The following is a 16,671-nucleotide window of genomic DNA, read 5'->3' as shown; positions in this document are numbered from 1 at the left end:
ATCTGACAGGAGTGTGACGCGTGCTGGAACGGCTGTCATGGAAAAGGCTGGTACTCGAACTCATCCTATGTTGTCTACCTGCTGCACTGCTTGGCATATTCTTTGGTTACCTGCCGTGGTTTTTGCTGGCGGCAGTCACCGGACTACTGGCCTGGCATTTCTGGAATTTAATGCGTCTTTCCTGGTGGCTATGGGTCGATAAAAGCATGACCCCGCCCCCTGGCACCGGCAGTTGGGAACCGCTGCTTTACGGCCTGCACCAGATGCAGATGCGCAATAAAAAGCGTCGTCGCGAACTGGGCAATCTCATTAAGCGTTTTCGCAGCGGTGCGGAATCCTTGCCGGATGCCGTTGTGCTCACTACGGAAGAGGGGGCTATTTTCTGGTGTAACGGACTGGCACAACAGCTTCTCAATCTGCGCTGGCCGGACGATAACGGCCAAAACATCCTCAACCTGCTGCGCTACCCCGAATTTACCCGTTACTACAAAGCGCGAAACTTTGATCGCCCGTTGAATCTGGTGCTGAACAATGGGCGTCATCTTGAGATGCGCATGATGCCTTACAGCGAGCAGCAGTTGCTGATGGTGGCGCGTGACGTCACGCAAATGCACCAGCTTGAAGGGGCGCGACGTAACTTCTTTGCCAACGTCAGCCATGAACTTCGCACGCCGTTAACGGTATTGCAGGGCTACCTGGAGATGATGCAGGAACAGACGCTGGAGGGGCTACCGCGTGAGAAAGCGTTACATACCATGCGAGAACAAACATCGCGCATGGAAGGGCTGGTGAAGCAGCTCCTGACGCTCTCTAAAATCGAAGCCGCACCCATCACGCCGCCGAATGAAATCATTGATGTGCCGATGATGCTTCGGGTGGTGGAGAGAGAAGCGCAAACCTTAAGTCACAATAAGCACGAACTGGAGTTTGTGGTGGATGGTGCGCTAAAAGTGCTGGGCAATGAGGAGCAACTGCGCAGTGCGATTTCGAACCTGGTCTACAACGCCGTCAACCATACGCCCGCCGGGACGCACATCACCGTGCAGTGGCAGCGTGTGGCACAGGGTGTGCAGTTCAGCGTTGAGGATAACGGGCCTGGGATTTCAGCAGAGCACATTCCGCGTCTGACAGAACGTTTCTACCGCGTGGACAAAGCCCGCTCCCGCCAGACCGGGGGCAGTGGCCTGGGCCTGGCGATAGTTAAACACGCGGTGAATCACCATGACAGCAAGCTGGAAATCCAGAGTACACCGGGTAAAGGCACCCGCTTTAGCTTTATGTTGCCCGAAAGACTGATGGTGAAACACGCAAGCTGACACCCTGGGTGTCAGCTTTTCTTTCCAATTCTGTCAGAACCTCTCTTTTTTGACCCCGCTTTACATCCATTCATCGACAGAATATGGCTTTGCTGCTTTTTTGTTCGCATGATTAGCCATCCGTTTTTCTTATATACAGCATCATCCTCTGGTGTTTTTTTTAGATCTGGCATATCCATCTGGTTTTACGATCCCTTATTGCCTTTAAACGTTATAAGCGTTTAAATTGCGCCCCGTAGGTCGTCAGACCCACTGTATTTGCGTGGTAAATCGAAAAACTATTCTCCGCCACGCGAAGAGGGAAGTATTTCCCGCTTCGTTTCAGGACCTTGCCGCTGTAATGTTCCGCACGACAAGGCGAAAATTTCAACATTTGCATCACCACATCCACAGGCTGTAAACGTTTATGACCCATCATTTAAAACCACGAGACATTGTTGCTCTGGGCTTTATGACCTTTGCGCTGTTCGTCGGCGCAGGCAATATCATTTTCCCTCCCATGGTCGGTTTGCAGGCAGGCGAGCACGTCTGGACCGCATCCATTGGCTTTTTAATCACCGCCGTTGGCCTGCCGGTGCTCACCGTTGTCGCTCTGGCGAAAGTGGGCGGCGGGGTGGACAGCCTCAGTACGCCAATCGGTAAAGTCGCCGGCGTTCTACTGGCGACGGTCTGTTACCTGGCCGTTGGGCCGCTGTTTGCCACACCGCGTACGGCGACCGTCTCTTTTGAAGTGGGCATCGCTCCATTGACCGGCGAAGGCTCTCTGCCGCTGTTGATTTATAGCGTCATCTACTTTGCGTTAGTGATTCTGGTGTCGCTCTATCCGGGTAAACTGCTGGATACCGTGGGTAACTTCCTGGCGCCGCTGAAAATTATTGCGCTGGTGATTCTCTCTGTGGCGGCGATTGTCTGGCCAGCAGGTCCCATCAGCCATGCGATGGATGCCTACCAGCACGCGGCCTTCTCTAACGGCTTCGTTAATGGTTACCTGACAATGGATACCCTGGGCGCGATGGTGTTCGGTATTGTCATTGTTAACGCCGCCCGTTCCCGCGGTGTGACCGAAGCGCGTCTGCTGACCCGCTATACCGTCTGGGCTGGCCTGATGGCGGGCGTGGGTCTGACGCTACTTTACCTGGCGCTGTTCCGCCTGGGTTCAGATAGCTCTTCTTTGGTGGATCAGTCTGCTAACGGCGCAGCCATTCTGCATGCCTATGTTGCGCACACCTTTGGTGGTGCCGGCAGCTTCCTGCTGGCAGCGTTAATTTTCATCGCCTGCCTGGTGACGGCGGTTGGCCTCACCTGCGCCTGTGCTGAGTTCTTCGCGCAGTACCTGCCGCTCTCGTACCGTGCGCTGGTGTTTATTCTCGGTATCTTCTCCATGGCGGTGTCGAATCTGGGTCTGAGCCACCTGATTCAGATCTCCATTCCTGTTCTGACAATGATCTATCCGCCGTGTATCGCCCTGGTCGTGTTGAGCTTCACCCGCTCGTGGTGGCATAATTCGTCCCGCGTGATTGCACCGCCCATGTTTATCAGCCTGCTGTTCGGCGTGCTGGACGGTATTAAAGCCTCTGCGTTTAGCGATGTGCTGCCGGCCTGGACTCAGCGTCTGCCGCTGGCGGAGCAAGGTCTGGCCTGGTTGATGCCAACGCTGGTGATGGTGATTCTGGCTGCTGGCTGGGATCGCGCTGCCGGGCGTCAGGTGGCCTCCAGCGCACACTAAGTAGTGTGAAATGGTTTGCTAACCACGGGACTTATGGTCCCGTGGTTTTTTTGTTTTTTTGAATCCTGGAACGGGGAACGATGGAAAGTACGAACAAACTAAAGCGAGGGTTGAGTACCCGACACATCCGCTTTATGGCCCTTGGGTCGGCGATTGGCACCGGGCTGTTTTACGGTTCGGCGGATGCCATCAAGATGGCGGGTCCGAGCGTGCTGCTGGCCTACATTATCGGGGGTGTCGCAGCGTACATCATCATGCGCGCGCTGGGCGAAATGTCGGTACACAATCCTTCTGCCAGTTCGTTCTCCCGTTATGCTCAGGAAAACCTGGGCCCGCTGGCTGGTTACATCACTGGCTGGACTTACTGCTTTGAAATTCTGATTGTCGCTATTGCTGATGTGACAGCTTTTGGCATCTATATGGGCGTCTGGTTCCCCACCGTTCCGCACTGGATATGGGTGCTGAGCGTGGTGCTCATTATCTGCGCCATTAACCTGATGAGCGTAAAGGTGTTTGGTGAGCTGGAGTTCTGGTTCTCCTTCTTCAAAGTCGCGACCATTATCATCATGATTGCCGCCGGGTTCGGCATCATTATCTGGGGAATCGGCAACGGCGGCCAGCCGACCGGGATCCACAATCTGTGGAGTAACGGCGGCTTCTTTAGCAATGGCTGGATTGGCATGGTGATGTCATTGCAGATGGTGATGTTTGCCTATGGCGGCATTGAAATCATCGGCATTACCGCCGGTGAAGCGAAAGACCCGGAAAAATCGATTCCGCGCGCCATTAACTCGGTGCCGATGCGCATTCTGGTTTTCTATGTCGGGACGCTGTTCGTCATCATGTCCATCTACCCGTGGAATCAGGTCGGTACCAACGGCAGCCCGTTTGTTCTGACGTTCCAGCACCTCGGCATTACTTTTGCCGCCAGCATCCTGAACTTCGTGGTACTGACCGCCTCGTTGTCGGCCATTAACAGCGACGTGTTTGGCGTGGGCCGCATGTTGCACGGGATGGCAGAGCAGGGCAGTGCGCCAAAAATCTTCGCTAAAACATCGAGCAAGGGCATTCCGTGGGTCACGGTGCTGGTGATGACGCTGGCGCTGTTGTCGGCGGTGTATCTCAACTACATCATGCCGGAGAACGTCTTCCTGGTGATCGCGTCACTGGCGACCTTCGCTACCGTGTGGGTGTGGATCATGATCCTGCTTTCACAGGTGGCATTCCGTCGCCGTTTGTCCGCGGATGAAGTTAAAGCGCTGAAATTTAAAGTCCCCGGCGGCGTAGCGACCACGATTGTCGGTCTGCTTTTCCTTGTGTTTATCATCGGGCTGATTGGCTGGCACCCGGAGACGCGCATTTCGCTGTATGTGGGATGTGCGTGGATTGTGCTGCTGTTGGTTGGCTGGATGTTTGTGCGCAAGAAACTCGCATAACGCAATAATAAGCCCGGCAGGCGGTGACGCCACCGGGCAATCCTTTACCACAACCCCAAAATCTTCCACCACACCGCACCCAGTCCGAACCAAATCACGATGTTAATCAACATCACAATAAAGCCCAGACGCCACCAGTCACGCTGTGCCACATACCCTGCGCCATAGTAAATGACCGCCGGACCGTTGCCGTAATGGGAAATTCCGCTCATCAGGTTGGTCACAAACGCCAGCGACAGCGCCACCATCATCGGCGGTGCGCCGGTTGCGACCGAGACGCTGCCAAAGGCGGCATACATCGCCACCACGTGCGGCGTACTGCCGGCGAAAAAGTAGTGGGAGTAGCAGTAGACAATCAGCAGAACGGTGAGGGTGATCTCCCAAGGGATGCCATTGAACAGTGCAGAGGTGGTGAGCGCGAACCACTTAAACAACCCCAACTGGTTGAGCTTGTCTGCCATGCAGATCATGACCCCCAGCCAGACCAGAATATCCCACGCGCCTTTTTCCGACTGCACGTCCTGCCAGTTAATCACGTTGGTCATGAGCATCAGGCAGACGCCTGACAGGGCCACGGCCGTAGCATCCAGCCCTGTTAATTTCGAGGTACTCCACGCCAGTAATGAGAGCAGGAAAATACCAATGGTCATCCGCTCATCACGGGTGATGGGCCCCATCCTTTGCAACTCTTCACTGGCGTGGGCTTTCGCCTCCGGGGTGCGAGTGATGTCGGGCGGGTAGAGTTTGTAGATAACCAGCGGAATGGTAAGGAACGCAATGACTCCCGGCACCAGTGCGCTCAGCGTCCACATCCCCCAGGAGATATCAACAAACAACGTGCTGGCTGCCAGTGAGACAATCAGTGCGTTTGGCGCGCTGGCGGTCATAAACATGGAAGAAGAGAGGCAGTTGGAGTGGAACACGGTCTGCATCAGGAAGGCGCCAATCTTGCGCGGGTTTTGATCCGGCTCTGAGCCGAAGCTACTTGAGACACCCCGCACGATAGGGAACAGGATGCCGCCCGCGCGGGCCGTGTTGGACGGGGTCGCCGGGGCGATAATCATGTCGCTCAGCGCCAGGGTATAGCCCAGACGTAAAGAGCTGCCGCCGAAGCTGCGAATCAACAGGTAAGCAATGCGCCGTCCGAGCCCGGTTTTTATGAAGCCTTTGGCGTACAGAAAGGCTGCCACAATCAGCCAGACGGTGGTGCTGCTAAAGCCTTTCAGGGCTTCAGAGGTGGTCATCATGCCCGTCAGCATAATGATGCTGATGGCGATAAGGGCCACGGCACCGACCGGCAGAGGCTGGAGAATAAACGCCACAACGGTGGTGATAAAAATCGCGAGAATGTGCCATGTCAACGGGGTCAAACCTTCAGGCACGGGAAAAAACCAGATGGTGAGGGCGACGATGGCGCAGATAAGGACTTTCAGATAACGGTTCATATTCGATCCCTGTAGCAGTTCCCGCCACGGACGGCGGGAAGGCGAATCCTGTTTTCTGTACGGCAAAGTGAACCAGAAAAACGTTAAACAACCGGGGTGATGAGTTTGCCTTCAGTGAAGTAGTGAATAAGGTTATTGATGGTGAGATCGGCCATCGCCTGACGGGTTTCCACGGTATTACTGGCAATATGGGGCAGCAGTACCACGTTGTGACATGCCATTAAGGCCGCCGGAATATGTGGCTCTTTCTCAAAGACGTCGAGGCCTGCGCCGCGCAGTTTGCCTTCCTCTAGCACCGCGATGAGCGCCTCGGTGTCGACTACGCTTCCGCGCGCAATGTTCACCAGGATGCCGTCTGGCCCCAGGGCTTCCAGCACCTCGCGGTTAATAATGTGGTGTGTGTCTGCCCCGCCTGGCAGGGTCAGAACGAGAAAATCAACGGCGTTTGCCAGCTCAACCAGCGAGCGGTGATGCGTCCACGCAGGATTACGTGCGTTATTGGGGCTGAAATAATGAATCGGCATGTTAAAGGCCGCGGCGCGGTTTGCCACTTCATGACCAATGTTACCCATGCCCACAATGCCGCAGCGTTTGCCGGTCATTTTCCAGGCACTCTCAAATTGCGCGCTTCCCCACGCGCCAGCGCGCGCGAAGCGGTCAGCGGCGCAAATCTTACGCGAGACCGCCAGCATCAGCGCCAGGCCTGTATCCGCCACGCATTCGTTCAGGACGCGCGGCGTGTTGCTGACACGAATATTGCGCTGGCGACAGGTATCCAGATCGGTGGCATCGACGCCAACGCCAAAACCACTGATGACTTCCAGTGCGGGCAATTGTTCGAGCAACTCTTTTTTGATGCCTTTGGCGGCGCGGGTCAGGGCGCCGCGAATGGCATGCGCGTGTTCACGCAGAAATGACTGCGGGTCCTGCAACCAGTATTTGTGCACCACAAAATGCTGCTCAAGCACATCGATCATCGGCTGGGGAATTTCAGTGACGACAAGAATTTCAGGTTTGCTGCTCATGCTAAATCCCTTCTCACGCTATGGTTTTACCCAGTATAAAAAGGGGACAGAGGGGAGACTTCGGGCAATCGCACGAAGCCTGGTTCAAAATCCTCGCGCATATGCCCGGTAGAGATCCCTGCGGATCACATCGGCGTGTGGGAAAAAATGCTCAGCGTTAAATTTCTGCGCCCTGGCTCTCAACCCCATAAAAAAGCAGAAAAGATGAGTTTGCGGGTCTACATTTGTGCAAGAGTGACGCCATTTTTGACGAAGGGGAAAGTCGATGTTGCATGCCTGGCATTTGCCTGTCGCGCCGTTTGTGAAACAGAACAAAGACCAACTGGTCATTACACTCTGGCTCACCGGAAATAAGCTCCCATCCCGCGTCACGCTTCGGGTTGAAATTGATAACGAAGAGACATCGCTGGTGATGCGTCGGGTGCGTATCGCGCCGAAACCGGGTGTGACGGCCTGGCGGGCAACGCTCTCTCTGGAAAGCGGTCAGCCGCGTCGTCGCTACAGCTTTAAGCTGTTGTGGGAGGATCGCCAGCTGTGGTTCACCCCGCAGGGCTTGACGCGTTTTCCTCCCGCACGTCTGGAGCAATTTGCAGTGGACTCTCCTGATGACGGGCCGCAGTGGGTGGCAGAGCAGGTGTTTTATCAGATCTTCCCGGATCGCTTTGCCCGTAGCGAGCAGGGTAACGATCAACAGGATAAGGTCTATTTTCACCATGCGGCGAAGCAGGAGATCGTGTTGCGCGACTGGGATGCGCCGCTGACCGGAGAGGCAGGGGGATCCACATTTTATGGCGGCTGCCTGGACGGCATCAGCGAAAAGCTGCCTTATCTGCGTAAGCTTGGCATAACTGCGCTCTATCTGAACCCGATTTTTGTGGCCCCCAGCGTGCATAAGTACGACACGGAAGACTACCGGCATGTCGATCCGCGTTTTGGTGGCGATCAGGCGCTGTTTCGTCTGCGCCGCAATACCCATAAATTGGGCATGCGCCTGGTTCTGGACGGCGTGTTTAACCACAGCGGCGACTCACATGCATGGTTTGACAGGCACAACCGGGGCACCACCGGAGCCTGCCATAATCCCGCGTCAACCTGGCGTGAGTGGTACAGTTTTCATGATGACGGCCGTGCGCGTGACTGGTTGGGCTACGCCAGCCTGCCGAAGCTGGATTATCAGGCGCAAACGCTGGTCGAGGAGATTTATCAGGGTGATGACAGTATTGTGCGTCACTGGCTGAAAGCGCCCTGGAATATGGACGGCTGGCGTCTCGACGTCGTGCATATGCTGGGTGAAGCGGGTGGGGCGCGGAACAATTTGCAGCACGTTGCGGGCATCGCGAAAGCCGCAAAAGAGACCCGACCAGACGCCTATATCGTCGGCGAGCATTTCGGCGATGCGCGGCAGTGGTTGCAGGCGGATGTGGAAGATGCCGCCATGAACTACCGTGGTTTTACCTTCCCGGTATGGGCGTTCCTGGCGAATACCGATATTTCTATGGATCCGCAGCGCATTGATGCCCAGACCTGTATGGCGTGGATGGATAACTACCGGGCCGGGCTCTCCCATCAGCAGCAGATTCGCATGTTCAATCAGCTCGACAGTCATGATACGCCGCGCTTCAAAACCGTACTGGGCAAAGACGTGGCGCGCCTGCCGCTGGCGGTGATCTGGTTGTTCACCTGGCCGGGCGTTCCCTGCATCTATTATGGCGATGAAGTGGGGCTGGATGGCGCTAACGATCCCTTCTGCCGCAAACCTTTTCCGTGGGATAAAGCAAAGCAGGACAGCGGCTTGCTCGCGCTCTATCAGCGTATGACCCGCTTACGCAGGCGTAGTCAGGCACTGTGTCACGGCGGGTGTCAGGTGGTTTATGCTGAGGAAAACGTGGTGGTTTTCCTGCGTGTCTGGCAGCAGGAGCGCGTGCTGATTGCCATCAACCGGGGCGAGGCTTGCGAAGTTGTGCTGGCCGACTCTCCGCTGTTAGATGCCAAAGTGTGGCACTGTAAAGAGGGCAAAGGCACGCTTACGGAGGAGGTGTTGTCACTTCCGGGCGTTTCAGCAACGGTGTGGCAGGGTAATTAAATTTATATACTTTAATATGGGTGTAAATATTTATGCTCATATTTTAATTTATATTATTTTCTTGTTTCTTTATTTTTTTATAATTAAAGAGGTTTGAGTTTTTTTATTGTTTTTATAGGGGGTTTATTTTTTTGGGTTTTATCTTTCTGTTTTTAAAGGGTTATTTATCAGGCGAATTTTTTACTCTAAATTATATATGTTTTGTATTGTTAAGTGGCTTGATTTTTATTCAGGATTCCAGTATTTTTATTGTGCATTTAATATTCATGCGTATGTTGTGTGGCTGCAACTAATGTTACAAGGAGGTAGCATTGTTTAGGTTCTTTTTATTTTCAATTTTATTAATTGCAAATATTGCAATGGCGAATACGGTTTCGTGCAGCCCAGACAGTGGTTTGGCTGAAAGAACAATTACTGTTCCTCTGGGGGGAATTAAGACCACACCCTCTGAGAATTCTCAATCTCAGCCTTTATACACTTTTCGCGCCTATTTTATGGGTAATATCAAACTTGATTGCAATTCATCAGATGACTCAGCAACGCTAGCTTCAAGAACAGCATTTATTACCTCCAGTACAGGTGGTCTTCCCGAATTAGATATGAGAACTTTATACCCTCAATATATTTATCCTACTTCGACAGCAGGAATCGGTGTCTCATTTGCCTGGCATGAAGGGACGCTTGGACTGACGACTAAAAGCAATCCAACAACATTGAGTGCTTTTTTTGACAGTAATGGTAAATATTCATGGGCGGACAGGCTTGATATTACTATTTGGAAATTAGGCTCCTTCCCTGCAAGCGCACGCCCTGATAATAGCTACGCGATCAATAATACTTTTCAGTTTGTTCATACAATGGCCCTTTCAAACCCAACAAGCACATTTTCTACAGTACCCTTTCCAGAGGTAGAGATTGCTAATGATTGGGTTATTAATCGGGTAAATATCAATTTTAGCGGCGCAATGACAGTTCTTCGTGGGACATGTAATTTCCAGAATAAAACAGTATGGATGGGTAGCCACCCACTGAAAAATGGAAGTCAACCATCAACCTGGAAAGATGCAAGTTTTACCGTCCATTGTAATACAGCCTGGGGGCTGGGTCAGGTCGATAATTATTCAGATTCGCACGCCTATATTAACACTGAATTCAGAGTGAATGATTGGGGCTATCTGGTCACTGTACTACCAAGGACAACCGTTATTGATAATACAAATGGCATCATTGCTCTCAAGAGTGGTGGTGCACAAGGTTATGGCCTTCAGTTAGCATGGGGAAAACCCGCCTCTCAAACTGCATCTGGACAACCCGCAAATCCGGTGTTGTTTAACACCGAACTTTTTGGATTTTTAATACCCGACATAGGATTCCCTGAATTTGAACGCGGGGCGACGCCTCAGCAAGAATTCAATATGTCTGCTCGCTTTGTCCCCTTGCCGGGTGAGGAAGCACAGCCCGGTGAAGCTACCGCAAGTGTGGAAGTGGTAGTTACCTATCTTTGAAGTAGCAGGTGTGAAAAGGGAATTATCTATGCACTAAGTGCTCTTACTTGGCATCGCCAGTCGCATTCTTTATCTCCACATACGGTTAAGCGCAACGGATAGCGCAAATGTGTCAATTTGTGCCAAAGTATACTCACGCTCCGTAATGAAGGTGAGATCATGGATGAACTGGTGCTGTTAGCCTGTGTCGTGCTCTTTATGCTGCTGGTGGTCTGTCCGGCCCTGGCGGTGGTTGCATATCGAAGAAGTACCGCTGCGCAAAATGAGCTGTCGCAACTGCGACAGCGGGTGGCGACGCTTGAACAACGTCTTACCTCTGAGTCGGAAAGCCCGATGCCAGAGCCTCAGGTAGTGGCACCTTCTGCTGTTCCGACACCTGTTGAACCAGAGCCTCTGCCTGAGCCTGAAAAACCGGTCGAGATTGAACCCGCACCCGCCAACGTCTGGTCCAGGGGCACGCCTGTAACCGCGAAGCCGGTGAGGGCTCCTGCGCCAGTGGCGACGGCGGCAAAAACGCCAAACCCGTTAGGCGGAATGACCACGTCGCTGGTGCGCTGGTTTATGCAGGGTAACCCGCTGGCAAAGCTGGGTATTGTGCTGCTTTTCCTCGGGCTGGGATTCCTCTTCCGCTACAGCGTTGAAAATTCTCTCTTCCCGTTGTCTCTGCGTCTGGTCTTTGCCGCGGTGGCGTCGATGGTACTGCTGTTTATTGGCTGGCGGTTACGGCGTAAACAACCGGTCTTTGCATTAATCCTGCAAGGCGGTGCCACGGGTGCGCTTTATATGACCGTGTTCGGTGCCTTCCGGCTCTGGCAAATGTTGCCAATGCCCCTGGCGTTCGGTCTGCTGCTGCTGATTTGTGCGGCAAGCGTTGGGTTGGCGGTACTGCAGCGCGCCCTGAGCCTGGCGATGCTGGCAAGTCTGGGCGGGTACGCTGCACCGTTGTTACTCTCCACTGGCGGCGGTAGCCATATCGCGCTGTTCTCTTTCTATCTCCTGCTCTCCGTTGGCATTCTCGTTATCAGCATCTGGCAGCACTGGCGCGAGCTCAATCTGCTGGGAATGCTGTTTACCTTTGGGGTCGCGGGTGTCTGGGGTATTACCGATTACCGACCGGACTATTATCTAAGTTGTCAGCTGTTCCTGATAGCCAACCTGATCATTTTCGGCGTGCTGAGCGTGGCGCTGTCTCTTAGGGCGCAGAAGCGTGGCGAGCGGATCGTGGACGGCGTACTGCTGTTTGCGCCTCCGCTGATTGGGTTTGGCATGCAATATGCGATTACGCAGCATCTGGCGTATGGCCCGGCATTCAGTGCGCTGGGGTTCGGCGCCTTCTATTTGCTGCTGGCATTCGGGGCATTGAAGCGTTTTCCGGGCGCGGGCAAGCCGCTGGTACTGGCTGCTCTGGCGTTGGGCGGCGCATTCGCTACGCTCGCTATTCCGCTGGCGCTTTCCGCCCGCTGGACATCCATGGCGTGGGCGCTGGAAGGGCTTGGCATTCTGTGGCTGGGCGTTATGCAGGGGCAACGGCGCATGAGCTACAGCGGCACCGGCCTGCTGGTATTAGCATTGGGCAGTGCGCTGTGGGCACTTAATGATTCTCTGACGGCGCTTTCCCTCTTTGTTATTTTCACCGTGCTCAGCGTGAGCTGGCTGGCGGCCGCATGGCTGTGGCGAGGCATTTATCGTATCGGCAGTGATCTGTTGCTGGTCGGAGGGATCGCTTTCTGGCTTGTCGCGCTTTGGGGCGCTGCCTGGCTTGCGAAGCCGCTCGGCGTGGAAGAGGCCTTTGGCTTGCTCGCGCTGTTGAGCCTGTCGGTTTGGATCTGGCGCAGCGCCGGTCAGCGTCTGGGCTGGCAGCAGCTTCGAATGGCGGTATGGCTACTGTGGCCCGCGATGCTGGTTATCCTGTTCTGGCAGTTGGCGAACCATTCACATCTGCTGGCGGCCGGTTGGCAGAATCTGGCCTGGTGCGTGGCGCTGCCGTCGGCGTTGTTGCTGTTGCAACGTGAAGATAAACCATCATCGGGCCTGGTTTCGCAGGGGCTGCATCTCTCCTTTGCATGGATGGTGCTGCTGGCATTGGGAGCAGAAGTATACTGGTTTGCCGATGAACTCCCCTGGGGAATGGATGCCTGGCGCAGCGGTCTGCTGATGGCCGCTGGCGGTGGGGCAATCCTGCTCATGCTTGCCGGGGTCCGTCGCGCCTTCTGGCCGCTCCGGGTGTGGCCTGAACTTTATGGCACGCTGGCGCTCTTGCCACTGCTTCCGGTGCTTATCGTGCTGCTGGCGCTGGCGAATTTGCAGGATGGGCGGGTGATTCATACCCTTTATCTGCCGCTCATTAACCCGTTGGAAGAGGGCGCTGGCTTTGCCTTACTGGGATTATGGGCCTGGGCACGGTTCAGCGCCTCCCGTTTGGCGCGTTATGCTCCTTCGGTGCCCCCTGTCGTGCCACAGGTGCTTATCGGCCTGAGCTTCTGGTGGCTGAACGGGCTTCTGCTTCGCGCGCTGGCAAATTATGCAGGCATAGACTGGACGCTTGAGACGCTGTGGGGCTCTCGCTTGATCCAGACGACCTTCGCGCTCTTCTGGATGCTGGGTGCGCTGGTGGTGATGTTGATTGCTAACCGCCGTGGTTCACGACGCGGATGGCTGTATGGTGCAACGCTGTTGGGCGTTGTGATTATCAAATTGATGCTGGTAGACAGTGCGGGCGGCGGCGGTCTGGCGCGGGCCGTGGCCTTTATCGGTGTTGCGGTGCTGGTGTTGATTGTGGGCTATTTCTCGCCATTACCGCCAAAAGAGACAACAGGGTTCACTGAGGAAGAAAAACCATGAAATGGATGAAATATATTGCCGTTGGCGCACTCCTCAGCGTGGCATCCAGTGGATTCGCCCGCACAGAAGATGCGCCTGAAAGGCCTCAGGATTATGGCTGGGGGAAGGCGCTGGCGACGACCGAATCTTCTCCCTGGTACCGTGTAAACCTGCCTGATGAGGTATATAAACAAAGCGCATGGCCCGATCTTCGCGATGTGCGTGTGTTCAATCATCAGGGTGAGCGCGTTCCTTTCTCACTCGAAAAGCAAAAATCAGCTCCGGTGAGCGCGAAAACCACTGAACTGCGCATCTTCCCACTCACCACGTCCCCTGTTGAGTCTGTAAACAGTGACGAGGCAAGGGGCGAACGGGTCTGGTTACGTTCGCCAAAGGGTTATGAAATCAGCATGGAAGGCGAGGGTGTCGAGGGCATCGGCAAAAGTTATCTTCTGGCTTTACCCGACAATATCGATGAGACCCTCACCGTTTCACAGCTGCGGCTTGGCTGGGATAAACCGACGGTAAACTGGCAGGGAAAAGCCTCAGTTTACAGCAGCAGCAATATGCAAGAGTGGGTGATCATGAGGCGGGACGTCCCGCTGATGGACATCGCCAGCGGGGATGACCGTCTTGCGCTGGATAAAATCGGTCTTGACCTACACATGGGTAGCGACGGCCCGCGCTATTTGCTGGTGGTGTTTGATAAGCCTCAGCTTCCTATCACTCTGACGCGGGCATCGGTGGTTGAAGAACAGGTGCAGGAGACGCCAGCGCAGGTCAGTTTGTCGGGCTGGGCGACAAAGGTTTCGGCTGATGAGGTGCACTATCAATGGACACAGCCGCAGCCGCTGACGGCGCTTTCCGTCAGACTGGATTATGACGGTGTCCTACCCGTGGAGCTTGAATGGCGCGCCACGGCACAGGATAAGTGGCAGCCACTGACGAAAGAGGTGATTTTTCATCTTAACAATCAGGCTTCAGATGACATCGCTCTCTCCGGTCAACTGGTGCAGGGCGTTCGCCTGACGACAGTGAATGCGCATCTCCCGGGGGCACTGCCACGGGTGGGGGGGCTTCGCGAAAGTCAGAGTCTCATCTTCAATGCGCAGGGCAACGGCCCCTTTATTCTGGCATGGGGGAATAAAGCGGCAACGCCCGCCGCCCTCACGCTGGATAACCTGATTCCTACACGTCTGCGTCCCCAACATGACCCCGAAACCTTACCGGAGGCTGTGGCACACGAACCGGTCAAGCTGGGCGGCGAATCCCGACTGAGTGCGGTATCGCCTGCTGACAGAGAAAGTCAGTGGTACACCTTTTTAGTGTGGGGGGCGCTGGTGCTAGGGGTATTAGCGTTGGTCTGGATGGCGCTGAAAATATGGCGCGACATTCAGAAAGATAACGCCGCCTGAGTTATAGCGTCCGGGCTTTTGCTTGCGCCATCATGCGCGGGTAAAACTGCCAGAACTGTTGCTCCAGGGCGGCATAGTGTTGATCGAGATCCTGCCAGGAGTCGCGTAAAGCATCAAGCTTAGGGCGACGACTGGCCATTCCGTTCAGCACGCGCTGAATAAACGCCATCTCCCGGTAGCGTTCGAGCCAGCGCTCTGACCACAAATAGTCGTTGAGGTTAACGAAGGGGAGCGGGGCGTCCGGCAGGATGGCACTAATCTGCGTCTGTGCATATTCCACAAACTCTTCAAGCGGCGTTTGCGGCGCAATTTCAGCCCAGTGCCGGGAAAGAAAATGGTCCCACATCACATCAAGCGTAATGGGGGCTACGCGGCGGGTTTCCGGGCGGAACCACTGACGGGCTTCTTTCACTTCCGGCAGACTGTCGGTCAACACATCAATGCGCCGATGCATGTGAATGCCTGCAACCACATCAGCAGGGTAGAGGTCCGCTGGATTACCACGGACGAAATCGGCCAGTAAATTGCCGGATAGCGAACTATCCGCGAGATGAGCCAGGTGCAGGTGAGCCAGAAAATTCATATACACTTCATCCTTCAAACTGCCTCTTCGTTGGCTGCCTTTATTCACCCCAGTCACTCACTCATGTGAGCTCCCGGGGGCTCATTCAGTTGCCGCCTTGACGTATCTAGAATGATTTCGCGTATAGATTATGTCATTCATCCTGAGGGGTAAAGGTTGCAGGGAGAACGCCCCGGCACTAGACTACTCGCCTCTTAATTATGTCTCGAGTTAGTGTCATGCGCGTTGCCGATTTTTCCTTTGAGTTGCCTGAATCCCTGATTGCCCACTATCCACAACCTGAACGCAGCGGTTGCCGCTTGCTCTCGCTGGAGGGGCCGACGGGCGCGCTGTCGCACGACACTTTCACCGATTTACTCGACAAGCTCAACCCGGGCGATCTGCTGGTGTTCAACAATACCCGCGTGATTCCGGCGCGTCTGTTTGGGCGTAAAGCCAGCGGCGGCAAAGTTGAAGTGCTGGTTGAGCGTATGCTCGACGATAAACGTATTCTGGCACATATTCGCGCATCTAAAGCGCCGAAGCCGGGTGCGGAACTGTTGCTGGGTGATGACGAAAGCATTCAAGCCACCATGGTGGCGCGTCACGATGCGCTGTTTGAGGTGGAATTTAATGATGCCCGTCCGGTGCTTGATATCCTGAATGCCATCGGCCATATGCCGCTTCCGCCGTACATCGACCGCCCGGATGAAGACGCTGACCGTGAGCTTTATCAAACGGTTTACAGCCAGAAGCCGGGCGCAGTTGCAGCGCCGACCGCCGGTCTGCACTTTGATGAGCCGCTGTTAGCTCGCCTGCGTGAAAAAGGCATTGAGATGGCCTTCGTCACGCTGCACGTCGGCGCAGGGACCTTCCAGCCGGTTCGCGTGGATAGCATCGAAGATCACATCATGCACTCCGAATACGCCGAAGTGCCGCAAGAGGTCGTAGACGCCGTCCTGGCAGCGAAAGCGCGCGGTAACCGGGTGATTGCCGTCGGCACCACCTCAGTACGCTCGCTGGAGAGCGCCGCTCAGGCCGCAAAACAGGATCTCATTGAGCCCTTCTTTGGCGACACGCAAATCTTTATCTACCCCGGCTATCAGTACAAAGTGATTGATGCGCTGGTGACCAATTTCCACCTGCCGGAATCGACGCTGATCATGCTGGTTTCGGCCTTTGCGGGCTATAAGCACACCATGCACGCCTATCAGGAAGCGGTTGCGCACAAATATCGCTTTTTTAGTTACGGTGATGCGATGTTTATCACGTACAATCCGCAGGCTATTTTTGAGCGTGTCGGGGAATAAATCCGCGGCACTGATATAAACGTCAGAC

11 protein-coding genes are annotated in these 16,671 nt (G+C 54.7%); 8 read left to right on the top strand and 3 right to left on the bottom strand.

All coding sequences use genetic code 11. From position 1 onward, the window contains the following. Nucleotides 1-20 precede the first annotated feature (20 nt). The 3 genes from phoR (at nt 21) to proY (ending at nt 4,478) form a co-directional block, all read left to right on the top strand. Nucleotides 21-1,316 (top strand): phosphate regulon sensor histidine kinase PhoR, encoded by a 1,296-nt coding sequence (gene phoR, locus ACUY4Q_RS18980; protein WP_458044256.1) that lies wholly within the window; start codon nt 21-23, stop codon nt 1,314-1,316. 406 nt (nt 1,317-1,722) lie between these two features. Further along, nucleotides 1,723-3,042, top strand: coding sequence for a branched-chain amino acid transporter carrier protein BrnQ (brnQ, locus tag ACUY4Q_RS18975; protein WP_458044255.1), 1,320 nt, complete (start codon nt 1,723-1,725; stop codon nt 3,040-3,042). A gap of 80 nt (nt 3,043-3,122) precedes the next feature. Then, entirely contained in the window at nt 3,123-4,478 is a 1,356-nt protein-coding gene (gene proY / locus ACUY4Q_RS18970) for a proline-specific permease ProY (protein ID WP_458044254.1), read from the top strand. Nucleotides 4,479-4,522: 44 nt separating this feature from the next. Here the strand turns inward: proY and ACUY4Q_RS18965 are convergent, their stop codons facing one another. Together ACUY4Q_RS18965 and ACUY4Q_RS18960 are read right to left on the bottom strand one after the other, a co-directional pair. After that, nucleotides 4,523-5,923, bottom strand: coding sequence for an anion permease (locus ACUY4Q_RS18965; protein WP_458044253.1), 1,401 nt, complete (start codon nt 5,921-5,923; stop codon nt 4,523-4,525). Between the two features lie 83 nt (nt 5,924-6,006). Next, complete coding sequence (locus ACUY4Q_RS18960) at nt 6,007-6,948, bottom strand: 2-hydroxyacid dehydrogenase (protein ID WP_458044252.1); 942 nt, start codon at nt 6,946-6,948, stop codon at nt 6,007-6,009. A 265-nt stretch (nt 6,949-7,213) separates the two neighbouring features. Here ACUY4Q_RS18960 and malZ point away from each other — a divergent pair, with 265 nt between their 5' ends. From malZ to ACUY4Q_RS18940, 4 genes are all read left to right on the top strand, one after another. Then, a complete protein-coding gene (malZ, locus tag ACUY4Q_RS18955) occupies nt 7,214-9,031 on the top strand; it encodes a maltodextrin glucosidase (RefSeq protein WP_458044251.1) in 1,818 nt (605 codons plus the stop codon). 311 nt (nt 9,032-9,342) lie between these two features. Further along, a complete protein-coding gene (locus ACUY4Q_RS18950; protein ID WP_458044250.1) occupies nt 9,343-10,536 on the top strand; it encodes a fimbrial protein in 1,194 nt (397 codons plus the stop codon). A gap of 159 nt (nt 10,537-10,695) precedes the next feature. Then, entirely contained in the window at nt 10,696-13,377 is a 2,682-nt protein-coding gene (locus tag ACUY4Q_RS18945) for a DUF2339 domain-containing protein (protein ID WP_458044249.1), read from the top strand. Next, nucleotides 13,374-14,771: a DUF3999 domain-containing protein gene (locus tag ACUY4Q_RS18940; protein ID WP_458044248.1), complete on the top strand. Its 1,398-nt coding sequence runs from the start codon at nt 13,374-13,376 to the stop codon at nt 14,769-14,771. The genes ACUY4Q_RS18945 and ACUY4Q_RS18940 overlap by 4 nt, the downstream gene beginning before the upstream one ends. Nucleotide 14,772: 1 nt before the next feature. On the opposite strand, the gene acpH is transcribed toward ACUY4Q_RS18940, so the two are convergent. Continuing rightward, nucleotides 14,773-15,354 carry an ACP phosphodiesterase gene (acpH, locus tag ACUY4Q_RS18935; RefSeq protein ID WP_458044247.1) on the bottom strand — a complete coding sequence of 194 codons (582 nt, stop codon included), beginning with the start codon at nt 15,352-15,354 and terminating at the stop codon, nt 14,773-14,775. A gap of 218 nt (nt 15,355-15,572) precedes the next feature. On the opposite strand from acpH, the gene queA reads away from it, so the two are divergent. Beyond that, entirely contained in the window at nt 15,573-16,643 is a 1,071-nt protein-coding gene (queA, locus tag ACUY4Q_RS18930; RefSeq protein WP_458044246.1) for a tRNA preQ1(34) S-adenosylmethionine ribosyltransferase-isomerase QueA, read from the top strand. Nucleotides 16,644-16,671 lie beyond the last annotated feature (28 nt).

The sequence above is a fragment of the Phytobacter cepae genome (assembly GCF_054165735.1).
The sequence above is the reverse complement of the archived record's forward strand: the minus strand, read 5'-3'. Positions and strand labels throughout refer to the sequence as shown.

What these genes read in the sequence shown, in the direction of transcription:
- brnQ (WP_458044255.1), top strand. Translation starts at nt 1,723, where the DNA reads ATGACCCATCATTTAAAACCACGAGACATTGTTGCTCTGGGCTTTATG.
- proY (WP_458044254.1), top strand. Translation starts at nt 3,123, where the DNA reads ATGGAAAGTACGAACAAACTAAAGCGAGGGTTGAGTACCCGACACATC.
- ACUY4Q_RS18965 (WP_458044253.1), bottom strand. Translation starts at nt 5,923, where the DNA reads ATGAACCGTTATCTGAAAGTCCTTATCTGCGCCATCGTCGCCCTCACC.
- ACUY4Q_RS18960 (WP_458044252.1), bottom strand. Translation starts at nt 6,948, where the DNA reads ATGAGCAGCAAACCTGAAATTCTTGTCGTCACTGAAATTCCCCAGCCG.
- malZ (WP_458044251.1), top strand. Translation starts at nt 7,214, where the DNA reads ATGTTGCATGCCTGGCATTTGCCTGTCGCGCCGTTTGTGAAACAGAAC.
- ACUY4Q_RS18945 (WP_458044249.1), top strand. Translation starts at nt 10,696, where the DNA reads ATGGATGAACTGGTGCTGTTAGCCTGTGTCGTGCTCTTTATGCTGCTG.
- ACUY4Q_RS18940 (WP_458044248.1), top strand. Translation starts at nt 13,374, where the DNA reads ATGAAATGGATGAAATATATTGCCGTTGGCGCACTCCTCAGCGTGGCA.
- acpH (WP_458044247.1), bottom strand. Translation starts at nt 15,354, where the DNA reads ATGAATTTTCTGGCTCACCTGCACCTGGCTCATCTCGCGGATAGTTCG.
- queA (WP_458044246.1), top strand. Translation starts at nt 15,573, where the DNA reads ATGCGCGTTGCCGATTTTTCCTTTGAGTTGCCTGAATCCCTGATTGCC.